The organism is Streptomyces sp. CB01201, assembly GCF_002803085.1.
Lineage (GTDB): Bacteria > Actinomycetota > Actinomycetes > Streptomycetales > Streptomycetaceae > Streptomyces > Streptomyces hundungensis.
In genome coordinates, this window is sequence record NZ_NNBJ01000001.1 from 669,751 (window position 1) to 687,262 (window position 17,512).

At 70.5% G+C, this 17,512-nt stretch carries 18 protein-coding genes and 1 pseudogene; 13 read left to right on the top strand and 6 right to left on the bottom strand.

The window, feature by feature from the left end; translation table 11 throughout:
* Positions 1-14: 14 nt before the first annotated feature.
* Both CG740_RS03020 and CG740_RS03025 read left to right on the top strand, forming a co-directional pair.
* On the top strand, positions 15-1,217 hold the full coding sequence (locus tag CG740_RS03020; protein ID WP_100573279.1) for an MFS transporter: 1,203 nt from the start codon (positions 15-17) through the stop codon (positions 1,215-1,217).
* 268 nt (positions 1,218-1,485) lie between these two features.
* Entirely contained in the window at positions 1,486-2,010 is a 525-nt protein-coding gene (locus tag CG740_RS03025) for a DUF1877 domain-containing protein (protein WP_100573280.1), read from the top strand.
* 274 nt (positions 2,011-2,284) lie between these two features.
* Here CG740_RS03025 and CG740_RS03030 read toward each other — a convergent pair whose 3' ends face one another.
* Complete coding sequence (locus CG740_RS03030) at positions 2,285-3,334, bottom strand: epoxide hydrolase family protein (protein WP_234376015.1); 1,050 nt, start codon at positions 3,332-3,334, stop codon at positions 2,285-2,287.
* 19 nt (positions 3,335-3,353) lie between these two features.
* Between CG740_RS03030 and CG740_RS03035 the strand changes: the two genes are divergently transcribed.
* The gene (locus tag CG740_RS03035) at positions 3,354-3,914 is read left to right on the top strand and encodes a TetR/AcrR family transcriptional regulator (RefSeq protein ID WP_100573642.1); all 561 of its coding nucleotides are present in this window, start codon (positions 3,354-3,356) and stop codon (positions 3,912-3,914) included.
* 53 nt (positions 3,915-3,967) lie between these two features.
* On the opposite strand, the gene CG740_RS03040 is transcribed toward CG740_RS03035, so the two are convergent.
* Complete coding sequence (locus CG740_RS03040; protein WP_100573281.1) at positions 3,968-4,789, bottom strand: SDR family NAD(P)-dependent oxidoreductase; 822 nt, start codon at positions 4,787-4,789, stop codon at positions 3,968-3,970.
* A gap of 189 nt (positions 4,790-4,978) precedes the next feature.
* Between CG740_RS03040 and CG740_RS03045 the strand changes: the two genes are divergently transcribed.
* From CG740_RS03045 to CG740_RS03060, 4 genes are all read left to right on the top strand, one after another.
* Positions 4,979-5,410, top strand: a complete 432-nt coding sequence (locus CG740_RS03045; RefSeq protein ID WP_100573282.1) for a MarR family winged helix-turn-helix transcriptional regulator — start codon at positions 4,979-4,981, stop codon at positions 5,408-5,410.
* A 130-nt stretch (positions 5,411-5,540) separates the two neighbouring features.
* On the top strand, positions 5,541-6,389 hold the full coding sequence (cobF, locus tag CG740_RS03050) for a precorrin-6A synthase (deacetylating) (protein ID WP_100573283.1): 849 nt from the start codon (positions 5,541-5,543) through the stop codon (positions 6,387-6,389).
* Positions 6,390-6,834: 445 nt separating this feature from the next.
* Complete coding sequence (locus tag CG740_RS03055; RefSeq protein ID WP_100573284.1) at positions 6,835-7,350, top strand: hypothetical protein; 516 nt, start codon at positions 6,835-6,837, stop codon at positions 7,348-7,350.
* 348 nt (positions 7,351-7,698) lie between these two features.
* Positions 7,699-8,523 (top strand): SDR family oxidoreductase, encoded by an 825-nt coding sequence (locus CG740_RS03060; protein ID WP_100573644.1) that lies wholly within the window; start codon positions 7,699-7,701, stop codon positions 8,521-8,523.
* 125 nt (positions 8,524-8,648) lie between these two features.
* On the opposite strand, the gene CG740_RS03065 is transcribed toward CG740_RS03060, so the two are convergent.
* Both CG740_RS03065 and CG740_RS03070 read right to left on the bottom strand, forming a co-directional pair.
* A complete protein-coding gene (locus CG740_RS03065) occupies positions 8,649-9,743 on the bottom strand; it encodes a WD40 repeat domain-containing protein (RefSeq protein ID WP_107488354.1) in 1,095 nt (364 codons plus the stop codon).
* Positions 9,744-9,989: 246 nt separating this feature from the next.
* Positions 9,990-10,472 carry a hypothetical protein gene (locus tag CG740_RS03070; RefSeq protein WP_100573286.1) on the bottom strand — a complete coding sequence of 161 codons (483 nt, stop codon included), beginning with the start codon at positions 10,470-10,472 and terminating at the stop codon, positions 9,990-9,992.
* 129 nt (positions 10,473-10,601) lie between these two features.
* Here CG740_RS03070 and CG740_RS03075 point away from each other — a divergent pair, with 129 nt between their 5' ends.
* Together CG740_RS03075 and CG740_RS03080 are read left to right on the top strand one after the other, a co-directional pair.
* Positions 10,602-11,903 (top strand): ion channel protein, encoded by a 1,302-nt coding sequence (locus CG740_RS03075; protein ID WP_234376016.1) that lies wholly within the window; start codon positions 10,602-10,604, stop codon positions 11,901-11,903.
* A 366-nt stretch (positions 11,904-12,269) separates the two neighbouring features.
* Positions 12,270-13,262, top strand: a complete 993-nt coding sequence (locus tag CG740_RS03080) for a fatty acid desaturase family protein (protein WP_100573645.1) — start codon at positions 12,270-12,272, stop codon at positions 13,260-13,262.
* Positions 13,263-13,591: 329 nt separating this feature from the next.
* Here the strand turns inward: CG740_RS03080 and CG740_RS03085 are convergent, their stop codons facing one another.
* Positions 13,592-13,801, bottom strand: coding sequence for a DUF6480 family protein (locus CG740_RS03085; RefSeq protein ID WP_100573288.1), 210 nt, complete (start codon positions 13,799-13,801; stop codon positions 13,592-13,594).
* 212 nt (positions 13,802-14,013) lie between these two features.
* Between CG740_RS03085 and CG740_RS03090 the strand changes: the two genes are divergently transcribed.
* From CG740_RS03090 to CG740_RS03100, 3 genes are all read left to right on the top strand, one after another.
* Positions 14,014-14,460 carry a hypothetical protein gene (locus CG740_RS03090; RefSeq protein WP_100573289.1) on the top strand — a complete coding sequence of 149 codons (447 nt, stop codon included), beginning with the start codon at positions 14,014-14,016 and terminating at the stop codon, positions 14,458-14,460.
* A gap of 121 nt (positions 14,461-14,581) precedes the next feature.
* Positions 14,582-14,956, top strand: a complete 375-nt coding sequence (locus tag CG740_RS03095; protein ID WP_100573290.1) for a hypothetical protein — start codon at positions 14,582-14,584, stop codon at positions 14,954-14,956.
* A gap of 129 nt (positions 14,957-15,085) precedes the next feature.
* The gene (locus CG740_RS03100; RefSeq protein WP_100573291.1) at positions 15,086-15,565 is read left to right on the top strand and encodes an SRPBCC family protein; all 480 of its coding nucleotides are present in this window, start codon (positions 15,086-15,088) and stop codon (positions 15,563-15,565) included.
* Positions 15,566-16,067: 502 nt separating this feature from the next.
* Here the strand turns inward: CG740_RS03100 and CG740_RS03105 are convergent.
* Positions 16,068-16,370 (bottom strand): hypothetical protein, encoded by a 303-nt coding sequence (locus CG740_RS03105; RefSeq protein WP_100573292.1) that lies wholly within the window; start codon positions 16,368-16,370, stop codon positions 16,068-16,070.
* 23 nt (positions 16,371-16,393) lie between these two features.
* Between CG740_RS03105 and CG740_RS41815 the strand changes: the two are divergent.
* Positions 16,394-17,511, top strand: a pseudogene (locus CG740_RS41815) (IS701 family transposase); the annotation flags it as partial.
* Position 17,512 lies beyond the last annotated feature (1 nt).

Below are 17,512 nucleotides of genomic sequence, written 5' to 3' on the forward strand. Positions count from 1 at the left end.
CCACAAGGAGCCCCATGGACACCACCGACTCAGCACGCACCGCCGCCGCGCCCCCCGCGATCCCCTCTGCCCCCGCGCTCCCCGCCGCCTCCCTGCGGCTGCTGCGCGCCGCCGGATTCGTCAGCAACTTCGACCGCTTCTGCATCACCCCCATGCTGCTGCTCATCGGCACGCAGCTCGGCGTCTCGCTGCCCACGGTGATGCTCGCGGCCAGCGGCTACTTCCTCGCCTACGGCCTGATGCAGCCGGTCTGGGGTCTGGCCAGTGACCGACTCGGCCGGGTGCGTGTGATGCGGATGTCCCTGGCCGGCGCCGCCGTAGCGGCACTCTGCTCGGTGGTCGCGCCCGACGCGGCAGTGCTGATCGTGGCGCGCGTCGCAGCAGGCGCGTTCTTCGCCGCGTCCATCGCCGCGTCCATCACGTACATCGGGGACACCGTGCCCGCCGCGGTGCGCCAACGCCCGCTCAGCGAACTGATGACCGCGTTCGCCCTGGGCACCGCCGTGGCCACCGTCGTCGCCGGCGCACTCGCGCATTACGTCAGCTGGCGGCTGGTCTTCGCCCTGCCCGGCCTGATCGCCGCCTATCTGGCGCTCGCCCTGCGCCGTCTGCCGGAGCCGCCGCGCGCAGCGCCCGGCGCGCTGCTCGCCCCCTTCAAGGTTGTTCTGCGGTCCCGCTGGCAGTGGTACGTCATGGCCGTCGCCCTGCTCGAAGGCGCCGTCCTGCTCGGCTTCCTGACCTACATCGCGCCGGCCCTTGAGGCCCAGGGCGCCTCGGCGACCCTGGCCGGTGCGGTGTCCGCGCTGTACGGCGTGGGCTCCATGGCCGCGTCCCAGACGGTCAAGCGGCTGGTCGGACGCTGGACGCCGGTGCGCCTGATCGTGGCCGGCGGGGTGCAGATGGCACTGGCCTTCGGCGTGGCTGCGGCCAGCCGATCGGTGCCCGCGCTGGTGGCGTGCACGCTGCTGCTCGGCGGCGGGTGGTCGTTCATGCACTCCACGATCCAGTCCTGGGCCACCGGCCTGTCCCCGGCGGCCCGCGCCACCGGCGTCGCGATGTTCGGCCTGGCCCTCTACGTCGGCAGCGCTCTGGCCAGCGCCCTCGCCGCCGGACCTGCCGAACACCACGCGTACGGGGGCCTGTTCCTGACCGCCGCGATCCTCACCGTCCCGCTGACGGTCGCCGCGGCCGCGGGGCGAGCCCGTTACCGGGGTTGACCCGGCGTCCCCTGTCGGGCCGATGCCGTTGCGGTGCTGTCGCGTTCGACTCCCTGGTCCTGCGGTCGCCGCCCGAAGCCGACCAGCCGAGCCGGTTGGCGGAGCTAATGGAGCTCTGCTCCGCAGCCTTGGTCGAAACAATCAGGGGCCGGTCTCCTCGGCATGGTGGGTGCAGAAGCCAGGGCCCGCACGGCAGTGCCGGGTCCCATGGGCCGGCGGCGCCCGGGGCCCGGCACTGAATGATGGACGCGCCAGGGATACTGCCGTCATGGCCGTTACCCAGCAACTCGCCCGCATACCCGAGGAGTACCTCGCCGCATGCCGTCAGTCCGCCGCCGCGTCATCGGACGGCGACCACCACTGGGATCCACCGGCGAACGACGTCCTGGACCTGGACTGGGCGCCGGCGCTGCTGAGACGCGCCGGCGAGGTGGCCGGGCTCGACGCGGCCCATCTCGATGCTCTGCGGCGCGCCACCGACGGCGAGAGCGCTCTTGACCTGGTCTTCCTCGACACTTACCCACACGCCATAGCCCCTTTCGGGGCCGCGCCCACCGGCCTCGGCATCTCTGAAGTGGCGCAGGTCTCCGCACTACTTGGCCGGATCGACATGCCCGCCCTTCTCGCCGCCCTGCCGGCCGACGAGGGTGAGGCCGAGTCCTTGATCGGTCTGATGGGCGGGCCCATCACCGGCGGCCTGCGGGCGTACCTGCTGGAGCACTTCAACGCCCTGCGCGACTTCTACCTCGACGCAGCCGAGCGCCACCTGCTGGTCGTGCTCTGGTGGGACTGACCCGCGACCCACCAGGCGTCCCCACCACAAGCACGTGGGGAGTTACGTGATGGTCGGGCAGGGGAGACCGCGTGACCATTTACCAGGGTTGCGCACCTCGACCCGTACACCGCCGGGCTGCTGGGTGTCACTCGCCGCCGTCCACTGCCTCCCTGTGCTTGGCTCGGCGAGGGCTGCCCGTACCTCCTCAAGGCCTCAGCCCCAGCAGGGATCAACCGGAGGGCCGGCAACACCCTCCACCCGCACCTGCGGCCGGACTTTCACCCGACCCGGCCTACCCGCCCAGCTCAACCGCGCGGTGCAGGTCGCGGACATACGCTTCCGGCTGTTCCCAAGCCGCGAAGTGGCCACCGACCGGGTGCTCCACGTACGCGCGCACGTTCAGGAACGCTTCCGCATAGCTCCGCGGCTCCGGCTTGATGTCGTCCGCAAAGATCGACAGCACCGTCGGCGTCTCGATCCGGTCCGGGAGGGTGACCGCTTCGGTGTACGTCGCGAACGAGGTGCCGATCGTGCCCGTGACCCAGTACGCCGTGATCCAGGTCAGCAACTCGTCCAGGGTGAACGCCGTTGCACCGGCCCAGGACTCCAGCTTCTCCGCGAGCCACGCCGCAAGGCCGGCCGGTGAGTCGCCGAGAGCCACGGCGAGGGTGTTCGGCCGCGTGGACTGCTCGGCGATGTAACCGCCCTCGCTCCGGAACCACTGCGCCGCCCGGCTCAGATACGCGACGGCGTCGGGGGCGAGCGTCGTCGGGTCCGCCGTCAGCGCCCGCTGTGGGGCGACGTTCGTGAGGTGCAGGGCCGCCGTCCGGTCCGGATGGCGGCCCGCGAGGACTTCCGCGACCGTGCCACCGACATCGCCGCCCGACGGCGTGTAGCGCGCGTAGCCGAGTTCGGCGAGACCGGCCGCGACGATCTCCGCGATCCGGCCGGCCGACATCCCGGCCGCGGTGAGCGAGGCCGCGAACGGGAAGCCCGGCAGCGCCGGGACCACCACGTGCACGTCCGTGAGCAGCGGTAGGACGCGTTCGAACCGCAGCACCGAATCCGGCCAGCCGTGCAGCAGCACGACGACCGGGGCCCCGGGATCCGCGGACCGCTGGTGGATCACCCGCAGGTCGGTGCCCACCGTTGCCCAGGGGAGCGCGCGGATGCGGTGCTCGTGCGCGTCCCAGTCGTAGTCGCCGGCCCAGCGCGCGAGCAGCTCGTCGAGCCGGGCGCCGGTGATCCCGCGCGTTTCGTCGCCGCTCCAGGGGGTGGTGACCCGCCGGGTGGTCCGCAGTCGGTCCCGCAGTTCGTCCATCATGTGTATGACGATACACATGATGTGTATGCTCGTACACATGACTTCGCGCAACGCCCCGGCCACCCGGCAGCGGATCCTTGAGCAGGCCCGGCGGCAGTTCGCCCGGCACGGGTACACGGCGATCACGGTCAAGGGCGTGGCCGATGCGGCCGGTGTGTCGCCCAACCTCATCACGCGCTACTTCGGCGGCAAGGAAGGCCTGTTCGTCGCCGCGACCCGGGTGGAGATCCCGGTCGAGGACTCCTTCGGCGGCGAGCGGTCCGAGCTGGGCGTGCGGCTCGCGGCGAGCATCGTCCGGCGCTGGTCCGGTGATCCGGGGGAGGACCCGCTGCTGGTGCTGCAACGCGCGTCGGGCGAGCGCCCGGAGGCGGCGGAAGCCCTCGCCTCCTTCCTCGACGCGAACTCGCTGGAGCCGTTGCGCCGTTACCTGCGCGACAGCGGCCTCGACGACGCGGAGGCCCGCCGCCGCGCCGCCGCGATCGACGCCTTCGTGCTCGGTGTCTCGACCCGCCGCCGCGTGCTGCGGTCCGAGCTCGGCAACCCCGCCGAACTCGAAGCCTGGCTGGGCGCGGTGATCCAGCGCCTCGCCGACGGCTGACCTCGTCACCGACCGGGGCGGGACGCCGAGTCCTCGTGCCGCGGGTCGTGGCGTCACAAGGTGGCGGGGTCGAGGTCGCTCACGTCGTCGAATCCGGCCCTGCGGTTGAGGTTGCCGGTGACGCGCGCGACCGCGGTCCGGGGGAGCAGGCGCGCCGCCCAGGCTCCGACGCGGTTGTAGGCGCGTCCGGGGAAGGAGATGGACCGGCCGCGTGCGAAGTCGTCGAGAGTTCTGGCGGCGACGTCGGCGGGGGTGTCCGTGGCCCTCGGGTCCATGGTCGCGGTCGTACGGTCGAAGAATCCGGTGTCGGTGGCTCCCGGGTGCGCCGCCATCACGCGCACGCCGGTACCGCGGACCTCCTCGGCGAGCGCCTCGGTGAACGAGAGCACGAATGCTTTGGTGGCGGCGTAACTCGCCTGGTACGGCATGGGCTGGAAGGCGGCGGTGGAGGCGACGTTGACGATTCCGCCGCGGCCGCGTTCGACCATGCCGGGGGCCAGGAGGTGGACCAGGCCGATCAGCGCGGTGACGTTCACGTCGACGGACTGGAGGTTGGGTTCGAGGGGGCGGCTGAGGAAGGGCCCCACCGACCCCATCCCGGCGTTGTTGAGCAGGAGGTCCACGTCGAGGCCGAGTTCCCCGACGGCGTCGACCACCGCCTGCGGGGACCGCCGGTCCGACAGGTCCGCGGCGATCACGTCGACCCGGACGGAATGGGCCTTCCGGAGCTGCCCGGCCAGGGCGTGAAGCGCGTCGGCCGAGCGGGCGACGAGGACGAGGTGTGCGCCTCGGGAGGCGAGTTCCCGTGCGTAGGCCTCGCCCAACCCCTTCGATGCGCCGGTGACCAGAGCGGTGGTGTTCGCGTAGTCGTGCATGGGGCGGTGCTCCCTGTTCGGCTGTGTGCCGGGCCGTGTCAGAGCGAGCGGGCCCCGGGAAGGAGGGGCGCGCGAAGCGGCCCGCCAGGCGGACGGCCTCGTGTCCGCAGCGGGAACGAGGACCGATTACTTCGAGTCTCGAAGGAACGTAACACTTCGAGACTCGAAGGAGAAGGCTAGGATGAGGCCATGACGCGAGGCACCCTTGAGGCGGCGGTAGCGGCGAACCATGAGATCTTCATGCGCACCAGCGACCGGATCGAGACCGTCCTGGCCGAACACGGTCTGACGCAGGCAACCGCTCAGGCACTCTGGGCGATCGACCCGGCCGAGGCGCCGCCCTCGATGAAGGAGCTGGCCGGCCGGCTGTACTGCAACGCGCCCAACCTCAGCTTCGTCATGAATCAGCTCGCCGGCCGGGGACTCGTCGAACGTTCCACCGACCCCGCCGACCGCCGCTCACGCGTCGCGGTGCTGACGAAGGACGGCCGACGGGTGCGGTCCGCGCTGATCGAGGCGGCTCTGGCCCTGAGTCCATTCGCGCGACTGGGCGCCGACGACCTGCTCAAGCTGGTGAGTCTCCTGGGGAAGGCGCTCGAACCGGCGGTGGATGCGGAGTGAGATTCGGCAGGCTTCAGGACGCGGCACAGGAACGCGCCGGTCTGCCGTGCCGGGCGATCCGACCGGCGGGCCGGGCCGGGGCCGGAGGCCGGGTGCAGGGTGTGCGAGGGCAGCTGAGAGGCTGGAGACCATGAGCACGGAGCAGCGCCGGATCCTCGTCATCGGCATCGGAGCGGGCGACCCGGACCACCTGACCCTTGGCGCGGTGAAGGCGATGGGCAGGGCGGATGTGTTCTTCATCGTGGGCAAGGGGCCCGACAAGGCGTCCTTGACGGACTTGCGGCACCGGATGGTGGAGGAGCACGCCCAGGGCCCCTACCGAGTGGTGGAAGTGGAGGATCCCAGCCGGGAGCGGCGCCCGATGGACCGCGGCGAGTACGCGGTGGCCGTCCAGGACTGGCGCGACCGGCGCGGGGAGCTCTTCGAGCGGCTGATGCGCGAAGAGATGGCGCAAGGGGAGACCGGGGCGTTCCTGGTCTGGGGCGATCCGTCCCTCTACGACAGCACCCTGGGCATCCTCGCCGACATCGAGGCCCGCGGCTCGATCCGCCCGCAGGTCGAGGTGCTGCCCGGCATCACCAGCGTCTCGACGCTGGCGGCACGCCACCGCATCCCGTTGAACCAGCTCGGCCGCCCGGTGCACATCACTCCGGGCCGGCGCCTGTCCGAGGTGGCTCGGATCGACGACGGCGACATCGTGGTCATGCTGGACGCGCACGAGTCGTTCACCCAGGTCGAGGGGGACGACGTGTGGATCTACTGGGGCGCCTACCTCGGCACCCCGGACGAACTGCTCGTCGCCGGTCCGGTACGTGAAGTGGCGCAGCACATCCGGCAGTTGAGGGCCGAGGCCCGCGAGCGACACGGCTGGATCATGGACACCTACCTCCTGCGCGACGTGGGGAAGCGGCCGTCCGAGGGTGCCGACGATCAGCCCTCGGCGGGGCACCGGGACGAGAGCGGTCGCCCCATGGCGTGAAGTGTCCTGTTCCGGTTGCGTGTTCGGGGGCGGGGGAGTGCCCAGCCCGCTTTGATCGCGTGCGGTGCGGTCGCGGGGCGACATCCGGTCGGCGCGTCGCGCGGCACCGCGTTCTGCGCAACGGCCCGTACGTCAAACCCCTTGCCCTGCAAGGCAGTTGACGAGCAGTGCCGAACTCCCGGTTGGCCTGGCACTAGGACGAACCTAGGACGGCCGAAGGACCCGCGTCCGTAACGTCGTGGCCGGTCGGGCAGCCACTCCCCGGCACGGGGGAGCAGCGACAAACGCCCGGTCGAGTCGGCAGCGGGGGCGGGATGACAGCCGTCGCCGCCGTCACCTCGGCCGTCGCTGCCAGGGGAGTGGCCCCGACCCAGCGCTGATCTGCGGGTCGGTGGGATCGCAGCTTCCCGCCGGCCAAGAGGCCACTCCCAACCGGAAGGCACCCATGAGTTTCAAGAAGGCACTCACCGTCTCGGCAGCCGTTGCGGCGTCCCTGGCCGGCAGCCTCCTCACCGCGTCCGGCGCTCATGCCGCCGCCTCGTCGTCCGCCCCGCACGTCGTCTCGCCGGCGTACAGCGCGAACGCGTGCCGGTCGTGGACCACGCACAACTACGCGTACATCACCAACAACATCTCGATCGACTCCTGCTATTGGGTCGAGAACAACGGCTACACCGTCTCCGCCACGATCCCGTTCCAGAACTACTCCGGCACCGGCGTCGTGTACTGCGCGCACGCGGTCAACGTCAACACCGGTGGCTGGGCGCACGACTTCGGCTGCGGTTCCGGGGTCTCGACCGGCCAGGGCTCCACCACGGCGGGGACCGGTGGAGGCGGCCCGGGGTACAGCGAATACTGGAACGCCCCGGCGGGCACCTACGTCGTCTCCACCGGGTTCTGGCTGAACGGCACGTACTACGGCGACGTCCAGAGCCCGCGGACCACCATCGGATCGCACTGACCCATCGGGGGCGGGCGGCTGCCGGTCCGAGCCACCGGACCGGCAGCCGCCCGTTCTTTCGCGGCTTGGCCTGCGTGAGGGTTCATCCGCGACGTCGAGGGCCGGTGCGACATCGCCTTCTTCCCGTGCTGACGGTGTGCACCGACGGGGGTGTGAGCGGCTGGTCGCGGTGAGGGGGAGGGGCGCCCGGGCAACCCCGAACGGGGGTCCCGCATCACCCTCGTCCTCGAAAGGCCCCCTCCGGGACTGCGGGGGTTGCCTTCGAGTGCACTCGAAGGTGTTGTCTGGTGGGAGAAACACGGCGACGTGCTGATCGTACCGATGACGAGTTTCCTTGAGGAGCGCACCATGACGCAGAAGATCTGGTTCATCACCGGCGCCTCGCGCGGCTTCGGCCGGGAGTGGGCCATCGCCGCCCTCGAACGCGGCGATTCGGTGGCCGCTACCGCGCGCGACCTCTCCACGCTGAACGACCTGCGCGAGAAGTACGGGGAACGGCTGCTGCCCCTGCGCCTCGACGTGACGGACCGTGACGCCGACTTCGCCGCCGTACGGCAGGCGCACGAGCGGTTCGGACGCCTCGATGTGGTGGTCAACAACGCCGGCTACGGCCACTTCGGGCTGATCGAGGAACTCACCGAGGCGGAGGCGCGCGCGCAACTGGAGACCAACCTGTTCGGCGCCCTGTGGATCACGCAGGCAGCGCTCCCGTTCCTGCGTGAGCAGGGCAGCGGCCACATTCTCCAGGTCTCCTCCATCGGAGGCATCAGCGCCTTCCCGCTGGTCGGGATCTACCACGCGTCGAAGTGGGCGCTCGAAGGCATGAGCCAGGCGCTGGCCCAGGAGGTCGCGCCGTTCGGCGTCAAGGTCACGCTGATCGAGCCCGGCGGGTTCGCTACCGACTGGGCGGGTTCCTCGTCCAGCACGTCCGAGCCGCTGCCGGCGTACGCCGACTTCCACAAGCAGGTGCAGGAGCAGCGCCGCAAGCGTGTCGGAACCCCGGGCGATCCGACCGCGTCCGCCGCCGCCGTGCTGAAGATCGTCGACGCCGACGAGCCGCCGCTGCGCTGCTTCTTCGGTTCGGCACCCCTGGGCATCGCCAAGGCCGACTACGAGCAGCGGCTCGCGGTGTGGGAGAAGTGGCAGCCCGTGGCAGACCTGGCGCAGGGCTGAGCCGCGCCGACAGGCCTGGCGCTCGGAGCGGGCAGCCGTAGGCCGGGATGCGGTCACCGGGTTCCGGTCGGGGCCCGGGCTCGCGAGGGAGCCCGGGCCGTTCCGTCACAAACCGGGCCGTTCCTTCACAACTCGACGATCTGGAGGAACGCCCCGGGATCGTCGGCGTAGTTCACGCCGGTGACGTACATCGTGTCGCCGTCGGGCCCCAGGGTCAGCCCCGTTCCCCGCTCCATGGCGAATCCGGTGACCGTCTCCCGGGCTACGCGCGTGTTGGTCGCCGTCTTGTAGGAGAGCACCTTCGGCACGCTGCGGTGATCGTCCTCAAGAACGTAGAACCGGCTGCCGTCAGGGCTCACGGCCGGGCTCAGCACCGGTTGGTAGTTCGACTGGAAGTCGATGGTGGTCAGTACCCGGTCGCTGTCGAGGTCGACCAGAACCGCGTGACCGTCCGGCTTGCTCAGCGCGTAGAGGCGGCTGCCGTCGGGAGTGAGGGCCAGTTCATCGACGAAGCCGGTGTCCGAGAGGGTGCGCAGCAGCGTCGGCACGCCGGTCGAGACGTCCAGGTGGATCAGCCCGACATCGCCGCTGACATAGAGGTCCTTGCCGTTCGGCCGGACGATGACGGCACGCGGGCTCTCGCCGGGCAGCGGCACCGTCGTGGTGAACGCCTGCCGCACGGTGGAGAACACCAGCAGCCGGGACGGACCTGTGCTCTGGGCCCCGTTGTCCGGACCGGTTTGGCTCAGATAGACCGAGGCCCCGTCCGGGCTGATGGCCATGCGCGACAGGGATCCGGGATTGGAGCCGGTGGGCCGCGGTTGGTCGGGAACGGGGAAGCTGGAGCGCAGGGTGTTGGTCTTGGTGTCGAACACGTTGAGGGTGCCCTCGGTGAGCAGGTAGATCTGCTTGCCCCCGGGGCCGAACAGCAGGGGCCCGGCCCACCGTCCGCCGCTCGTGGCGACGTGGGCGGTGGTCTTCCCGGTCCGGGTGTTGACGACGTCCAGCGAGGTGCCGACGTCGTCGATGGAGGCAACGTAGGCCTTGGTGCTGTCCGCGTTGACGAGCGGAGCTATCGCGTACTGGGACGACGGCAGGCGCGTGACGCTTTCGGTGCCCGAGTGCGGGCTCGCTTCCGCCACGCCCGTACCGGCGACCATCAGCAGCCCCGCGCAGATCAGCGCCGCCATCCAACGGGCTCTGGAATCAAGGGACTTCATGCATCCTCCCCCACCTTTCCACCGCGTCGTCGCGATGGCGGGGCCAGGCTACGCCGGGGCCCGGTGTCGATGGGTTCAGGCTGAGACGGCGAAGACGGCAACCGGTCAAAGTGCCGGGCCGAAGTGCCGGGCGCAACGCGCGGGGGAGGAGAGCGCGGGGGAGCAAGGTGCGGGGGAGGAGCGGGGGAGGAGAGGGTGGCGCGGCTCTGCGGCGCCGCCCGCTCGGCATCCGGAGGCGTTCAGTGCTCAGCGGGCCCAAAAGGGCGGCGGGGGGCAGGAGTTGGCGCAGGTGTAGCCGCCCGGCATCAGGAGGCCGGCGTCGTCCTCGTTGTTGCCGCCGCCCGCGAAGAAGACCTCGGGCACCCATCCCCATCTGCCGTTGTCGGCCTTCGTGCTGCCCCACCAGTAGTTCTCGGCCGAGCCCGCCCTGAAGGTCTCGCCCTTCATCTCGGTGACGAACCAGTTGGCCGCGCCGCCCTGTTCGAGATATCCGACGACGGCCGCCCGCGGTGACCGGGCCGCGTACACGGGTACGTGCCCGCGAGCGAGGTTGCAGTACATCACCGTCGTCCCGGGCCACGACCGCCCGGTGTTCGGGTCGACGAGGTCGCGCTTGGTGGCGCCATGACAGGGAACGTTGTCGGTGGCGTAGGCCTGGGGGCCGGTTGCGCAGACGAGGCCGGCCAGGACCAGCGCGAGTGCGGTGAGTGAGTGTTTGATCGAGGTCACGTGCTCGCCAACGATCAACGCCGGGCGCAGGTCACCGGAACGGACCGGTGGTGCGCATGTCCGCCACCCGGCCGCATACGGGACGTTTCCTGCGGAACACAGACAGGCCTGTTCACCTAGGGTGATCTTGTGAGCACTCCAGATGATGCTGTGCCGACGGCCCTCGCGGCCGTGCCCTCCGTCTCCGCTCGCACCCTGCTGCCCGCCGTCGTGCCCGCTCTGGTGGTGGGGGTCGGATGCAGCCTGCTGTTCCTCGGGGTCAGCGCGGTGGCCGAGAGGCTCCAGGGCGTGCTGTGGACGGACCTGCCCGGCGCGCTCGGCGTCGGCGGCTACTCCGCGCTGTGGACGATCGCCATCCTCACCCTGACGGGCGTGCTGGTCGGGCTCGTGGTGTGGAAGGTGCCCGGACATGCCGGCCCCGACCCCGCCACACTCGGCCTCGGCGAGGAGGCGCCGCTGCGGGCGCACGTGGTTCCCGGACTGCTCGTCGCCAACGCGTTGATGCTCGCCGGCGGGCCCAGCCTCGGCCCGGAGAATCCGATCATCGCCGCCAACGTCGCGCTCGCGTTCTGGCTCGGGACCAGGGCGCTGCCCAGGGCCCCGGGGCGGATGTGGGTGCCGCTGGCGACCGCGGCGACGCTCGGCGCCCTCTTCGGTACGCCCGTCGCCGCGGCCCTCGTGGTCTCCGAGGCACTGGCGGGCAGGCCCCTGCCGGTGAAGGGCTCCCTGTGGGACAACCTCTTCGGCCCGCTGCTCGCCGCCGCGGCGGGCGCGCTGACGACGACGCTTCTCGCCTCACCGTCCTTCGACCTGGACCTGCCACCCTTCGGGAAGCCCGGCTGGGGCGACCTGCTCGCCGCGGTCGTGCTCGCCTGCGTGGCCGCGGCGCTCGGCATGGCTGCCGTCTGCCTCTTCCCGTACGTGCACCGCGCCTTCGGCGGACTGCGGCACCCGATGCTGATGCTGCCGCTCGGCGGGTTCGTACTCGGTCTGCTCGGCGCCCTGGGCGGGCCTCTGACCCTGTTCAAAGGCCTGCACGAGGTGGGCGAACTGGCCGCGGACCCGGACGGTCGGACGGCCGGTCGGTTCGCCGTGCTGGCCTTCGTGAAATTGGCGGCACTCCTGATCGCCGCGTCCTGCGGATTTCGGGGCGGACGGATCTTCCCGGCGGTGTTCATCGGCGCGGCCTTCGGGCTGTGCGCACACGCGCTCGTGCCGGCGGTGGACCCCTCCGTCGGCATCGCGGCGGGCGTGCTCGGCATGCTGCTGGCCATCACCCGGCAGGGCTGGATCAGTCTGTTCACCGCCGCCGTACTCGTGGCATCACCCGGGATCCTGGCCCTCATGTGCATCGCGTCCCTGCCGGCCTGGCTCCTGGTGACAGGCCGGCCGCAGATGCAGTTGACGAAGGACGGCGTCTCGCTGCGCTGATCTCCGCCCACTTCGATCCCTGCCGGCGCGGTTGCGGCCGGGTGCTCCGGGGGTGCGGGATCCGGCTGGTGCCGAGTGCTCGGTCAATGATCTGGCAGGCATCGGCGCCTCTCCGGGCAATCCGCTGGATATCCGGCCGCGCGGTAGGCTGGAAGCCTCTCGCAACCTTCGAAGTGGTCCCGCCAGGGATGCGCTCGGCCATGACCCCGCCATTCGGCTGCGTGGAGCACCGGGTGCGGCAGTACCCGGGTGCCATCCGCTGAAGGGCCTGTGACCGTGCCGACGAACAGCACCGCTCCCGTACACACGGACGTGGCGGGGAGCGATTTTGCCCGGTTGTCGAAGAGGATCGCCGACTCGGGCCTGATGGCCCGCCGGCCGGGCTACTACACGATCCGCATCACGGCCGTCGCCTCTCTGTACGTCGGCGGTTGGGCCGCCTTCGTGCTGGTGGGGCGGAGCTGGTGGACCCTGGCCGTGGCCGCGTTCCTCGCCGTGGTCTTCGGCCAGGTCGCGCTGGTCGCACACGACATCGCCCACCGGCAGGTCTTCCGGCTGCGCAGAGCGAGCGAGGTGTCCGGCCGCATCGCCGGCAATGCCGGCATCGGCATGGGATATGCCTGGTGGCAGGACAAGCACACCCGCCACCACGCCAACCCGAACCACGAAGAACTCGACCCGGACCTCGACCCAGATGTGCTGGTCTGGTCCCCGTCCCAGGCCCGCGCGGCCAAGGGGCTGCCCAAACTGCTCGGGCGCAGGCAGGCGTATCTCTTCTTCCCGCTGCTCATGCTGGAAGGCTTCAATCTCCACGTCTCGGGCGTACGAGCGCTCGCCAACCCCGCGTTGAAGAACCGGCGGCTGGAGGGCGTGCTTCTCTTCGCGCACTTCGCGGCGTATCTGACGGCGCTGTTCCTGGTGCTGCCGCCCGGTATGGCCATCGCGTTCCTCGCGGTCAACCAGTGTCTGTTCGGCGTCTACCTCGGCTCGATCTTCGCGCCCAACCACAAGGGCATGCCGATCCTGACCGGGAAGGAGCGCCCGGACTTCCTGCGTCGACAGGTGCTCACCTCACGCAATGTGCGCGGGGGACGGTTCACCGACATCGCGCTCGGCGGGCTGAACTACCAGATCGAGCACCACCTCTTCCCGAGCATGCCCAGCCCGCATCTGCGCAGGGCTCAAGCCATCGTCCGCGGCTACTGCCAGGAGCTGGGGGTGGCCTACCTGGAGACCAGCCTGCTCGCCTCCTACCGCCAGGCTCTCGCGAGCCTGCACGACGCCGGAGCACCGCTGCGCACGACGAGCGCCGCCCTCGCCGCTGAAGCGACGGGCCAGGAGGGCGTGCACCGCCGATGACGGGGCTCCTCCCGTCGGGCGCTGTCGGTCCTGCGGCGCCCGCCGTCCGTCGAGCAGCCGTCCCGGAAGCTCGGCCGGACTCCAAGGTCAAGTAAGCCGATCCATAAGGCACTTGACGTTCATTTGCCCAGGGCTGCTGCCAAGAGCTGCACGGCTCACCGATCCCGACGGACATGATCCGTGACGCCGACGAACATGCCGTGCTCTGCGCGACCCGCAAGTTCCACGCGACCCACGCGGCCACATGCCCACGTCCGCGCGGAAGATCTTCTCCTCGGGAAGGAGCCTCGCCGACGCGTGCGGTGCGCTACCAGGACGCGTGCGGTGCGCTAGAGAGAGATGAGGCGCGCGATGAAGAAGGCCGCCACCAACACGGCTCCGGCAGCGATCAGCCACAGCCAGAACCGGGGGTGCTCCCAGAGCCCGCCGTCCGGACGTTCCTCGTGGGCCTCGGCGGTCGAGCCTTCCACGGGCGGAGTCTCTCCGGGAGGTGTCTTTACGGGGGGCGTCTTCCCGGGAGGAACGAGTGGGTCAGTCATGCCATCAGGCTCGCGCAGACCGCGCGATCGTGCATCCGCTGGCACGGCCCGCCGTGCCGAGCTGCGCCGGTTCCGCCCGGGGTCCGTGGATCGCGTCGGTCGCGAAAGGGCCGTCGGCACGCAAAGCTGAGGTATGCGGGCGACTGAGGCGCGGAGCCTCTGGCCATCCCGGCCAGCCGTCGCGCGTCGGGCAGACACCGAAGGATCTCGCCATGAGCCCTAGCGGCGATCGCGGAGCCGGGCCGATGGACGGGCATGTCCGCCCCCACGGGGTGAGTGACGCCACGGTCGAGGCCCTGGGCACCCTGTCGGAGGCGCTGGAGACCGTGGAGCAGGCCCGCGGGCACCTCTACGCCTTCCACCAGCTGACCGGCGGTGCGGATCTGACGCTGGGCCGTGCGGTCGAGCAGCTGCGGGCGGCGGGCCACGGTGATCAGGCCGATCTGGTGGAGCGGGAGATCGTGGGCCGCAACGTCATTCCCGGCTGCTGGACCTTCCAGGTCGTCGAGGCGTACAACGACACCTATTACACGCCGTTCACCGAGGTGGAGCACCAAGTACGCCAGGAACTCGTCGATGGTCGAAGACACCTGTACGAGGCGGAGATGAAAGAGGCCCGCCGCACCCGAGGCCATCCCGACCACACCGCTCACCCCTGACCGGGTCCCCGGTCGACGACCCCTGTGTACCGGCCCCTGCGTACCGGGATGAAGTGCGCACCCGAGGGAACGCGAACACCCTCAGAGGCTCAGAGGCTCAGAGGGGAAAGGCTACGACGTCATGAAGACAACGGATATCAACCGCCTGCTCGGAGCCGCGACCGCGCTCTACGGCGCGGCCATCATGGCCAGGCCCGAATGGCTTGCGAAACCCTGCGCACTCCCGCTGGAGCCCGGTGGCCGCGTTCCCCAGGACACGGGCCTGCTGATCCGGGCCTTCGGATCCCGGGACCTGGTCATCGGGCTTGCCATGGTGGCCGCGACCGGCGAGGACACACGCCGTCTCGCCACCTGGTGCCGGGTCGCCGCAGACACGTCCGACGCCGTGATCTTCGGTACCCAACTACCCCATCGGCAAGCCCGCCTGAAAGCCGCGGGAGCCGCTGTCTCCTGGGCGGCCCTCTGCGCGCTGAGTCTGCGGAGCATCCGTTCGTGAGGTCACCCCGGGCCTCGCCTCGCCAGGGTCGGCTGCGGCGCTGACGCAGGTGCCGTCCCGTGGCGAGATCCGTGATCAGGACTACCGTGGGAACTCGCGAAGGGGGCGTTTGGAAGGCCGGAGGAACGCATGGCCGTACGGCACCGTTTGATCAAGAAACCGCCGGCGGACGTCTGGGCGGTCCTGGCCGACGCCGAACGCTACGGGCAATGGGTCGTCGGCCCGGACCGGGCCGAGCTGAACGGGGGAACCTGGCCCGAGCTCGGAGCCGCCCTCCGCTACGCGATGAAGATCGGGCCGTTCACGCTGCACAACCGGACGGTCGTGCGCCGCGTCGAGCCGATCAGCATTCTTGAGCTGGAGGCGTACAGCGGGCCCCTGGGCACCGCGAGGATCGCCATGGAGCTGCGGCCCTGGGGCAAGGACACACTCGTCATTCTCGACGAGCACCCCTTGCGCGGTGCGGGAGGCGCCCTGCACAACGGTCTCCTGGACGCGGCACAACAGATCCGGCACCGCGCGATGCTGGGCCGACTTGCCCGTCTGTGCGAGGGAACCGACACCCCGGTGCGCGGCGCTGCCGACCGACCGCGCCCGCGCCACGCCTGAGTTCGCCCCTGATTGGCACAAGGGATCCCGATCGGCCAGCCGGGGGCCTGTCGAACGCGCTCGGGCAGACCGACGGTTTCCCCCGTCTCGGTGGGAGCGCGGGTGCGCTCACCGCCGCTCTCGTCCGGCGCCTGGAGGGGCGCGGCGGGAAGGCGCGCTGTGGCCAGGAGGTCCCAAGAGGCCACGGAGATCGTCGTACGGGGAGGACGTGCCGTCGGGCGTCGGGCGTCGGGACCGGACCGTCACCGGCCGTGTCCCGTGCTGCCGTTCGTGCTTCCGCCCCACCTCAGGTACGGGACGGCCGGAAACACCCGTCGCCGGTCTCGTCCTGGCGTAGGCCTCCGCACACCCGGACGCGCGAGTCCACGGCGCCCCGACGCCAACGCCGCGCGGACGGCGCACCCGGGCTCCCTGGAAGGCAACTCGCCCTCCAGGGAGCCGACTTCGGGCTTAGTGCTCCAGTGTGACTTCGTCGTTCCATGTCACGTCGCGTGTGTGGTGGCTACTGGGCGGTGCCCTGCCCGATCGCGCGGAGGACATCTGCGAGCCAGACCAGGTGATGGCCCACGGCCCGGTCCGGATCGGCGAGGAGGTCCTCAAGGTGCTGCCAGGACTCGGAGAGCTGCCCGATGGTGATCGTTCTCGGTTCGTTGGGAACGTCGTAGAGTTCGTCGCCCGGAACGGACCAGAAGTAGTCGTGTTCGAGCGTCACCGGGCTGCCTGCTGACGCTTCGATGTGCTGCAGTGCCAGCTCGAAGACATGCCGAAGCTGGTCAAGCGGGATCCGCAGAGGTTCGCTGTACATGTGCCCATTTTGTCGATCAGGGCCGTCGGGCCGAAACGAGGAGTTCGGCACCGCCCAGGCTATGGCTCGGGTCGCGGGCCGGTTTCGTCGGACTACTGTCCGGTGTCGAGCGGAAGAACTGCTGGCAGCTGGCCGAGCAGGCCGGTCACGTCCGGCCAGGGCCGATGCAGCGGTTGCTGCGTTACGCGCGCTGGGACGCCGATGCCGTCCGCGACGACCTTCGCGCCTATGCCACCGCCCGGGGCCGGACGCTGATCGAACGTCGGCTCTACCTGTCCGAGCACTCCTGGTGCACCGATTCCGAGCGCCGCCAGGCAGCCGGGATACCCGACGAGACCGAGTTCGCGACCAAACCCCGCCTGGCCTGGGAAGTGATCGCCGCCGCATCGGACGCCGGGGTGGAAGCACTATGGGTGACGGGCGACGAAGCCTACGGGCAGGACCCGCAGCTTGGTACCGCCCAGGAAGCACGCGAGACCAGGTACGTGCTGGCCGTCGTCTGCTCCGTCCGGGTCCGGATCAACTCCGGCCGTAGGTCGATCCGTGCAGACACGGTCGGTGGCCGCCTGCCCGCCCGCGGCCTGGCACCGGCAAAGCGCCGGCCACAGCGCGAAGGGCCCGCGCTACTACGACTGGGCCTGGATTCACATCGGCACCGACGAACACCGCCATCTGCTGATCCGCCGTAACCCCGCCGCCAGAGAACTCGCCTTCTACTTGCGCTGGTCACCCACCGCAGTACCCCTGGCCGAACTCGTCCGCGTGGCCGGCAGGCGCTGGAGCATCGAAGAGTGCTTCCAGACCGCCAAGGGCCAGGCCGGCCTGGCCCACTACCCGGTGAGGCACTCGACCTCATGGCACCGGCACGTCACGCTCGCCGTGCTCGCGCTGGCCATACTGGCCGGCCGTTGCCGCCGAAGCAGCCCCCGACCGGCCAGCGGAACCGCATCACCGCAACTGGGGCAGCACCCCGATATCGCTAACCGCTCCGGAGATCCGCCACCTCCTCACCGCCATCCTCAACCCACCAGCCGTGTCCCTGGCCAGACTGCTGCAGTGGTCGAACCGGCGCAGACGCCACCAGTCAGCAGCCCGGCACAGCCACTACCGAAGACGCTCCGCCCATGAAACCAGCGGATAGA

Bases quoted from the DNA above. Each gene is read 5' to 3' on its own strand.
- CG740_RS03020 (WP_100573279.1), top strand. From the start codon at position 15: ATGGACACCACCGACTCAGCACGCACCGCCGCCGCGCCCCCCGCGATC.
- CG740_RS03025 (WP_100573280.1), top strand. From the start codon at position 1,486: ATGGCCGTTACCCAGCAACTCGCCCGCATACCCGAGGAGTACCTCGCC.
- CG740_RS03030 (WP_234376015.1), bottom strand. From the start codon at position 3,334: ATGTGTATCGTCATACACATGATGGACGAACTGCGGGACCGACTGCGG.
- CG740_RS03035 (WP_100573642.1), top strand. From the start codon at position 3,354: ATGACTTCGCGCAACGCCCCGGCCACCCGGCAGCGGATCCTTGAGCAG.
- CG740_RS03040 (WP_100573281.1), bottom strand. From the start codon at position 4,789: ATGCACGACTACGCGAACACCACCGCTCTGGTCACCGGCGCATCGAAG.
- CG740_RS03045 (WP_100573282.1), top strand. From the start codon at position 4,979: ATGACGCGAGGCACCCTTGAGGCGGCGGTAGCGGCGAACCATGAGATC.
- cobF (WP_100573283.1), top strand. From the start codon at position 5,541: ATGAGCACGGAGCAGCGCCGGATCCTCGTCATCGGCATCGGAGCGGGC.
- CG740_RS03055 (WP_100573284.1), top strand. From the start codon at position 6,835: ATGAGTTTCAAGAAGGCACTCACCGTCTCGGCAGCCGTTGCGGCGTCC.
- CG740_RS03060 (WP_100573644.1), top strand. From the start codon at position 7,699: ATGACGCAGAAGATCTGGTTCATCACCGGCGCCTCGCGCGGCTTCGGC.
- CG740_RS03065 (WP_107488354.1), bottom strand. From the start codon at position 9,743: ATGAAGTCCCTTGATTCCAGAGCCCGTTGGATGGCGGCGCTGATCTGC.
- CG740_RS03080 (WP_100573645.1), top strand. From the start codon at position 12,270: ATGGCCCGCCGGCCGGGCTACTACACGATCCGCATCACGGCCGTCGCC.
- CG740_RS03085 (WP_100573288.1), bottom strand. From the start codon at position 13,801: ATGACTGACCCACTCGTTCCTCCCGGGAAGACGCCCCCCGTAAAGACA.
- CG740_RS03090 (WP_100573289.1), top strand. From the start codon at position 14,014: ATGAGCCCTAGCGGCGATCGCGGAGCCGGGCCGATGGACGGGCATGTC.
- CG740_RS03095 (WP_100573290.1), top strand. From the start codon at position 14,582: ATGAAGACAACGGATATCAACCGCCTGCTCGGAGCCGCGACCGCGCTC.
- CG740_RS03100 (WP_100573291.1), top strand. From the start codon at position 15,086: ATGGCCGTACGGCACCGTTTGATCAAGAAACCGCCGGCGGACGTCTGG.
- CG740_RS03105 (WP_100573292.1), bottom strand. From the start codon at position 16,370: ATGTACAGCGAACCTCTGCGGATCCCGCTTGACCAGCTTCGGCATGTC.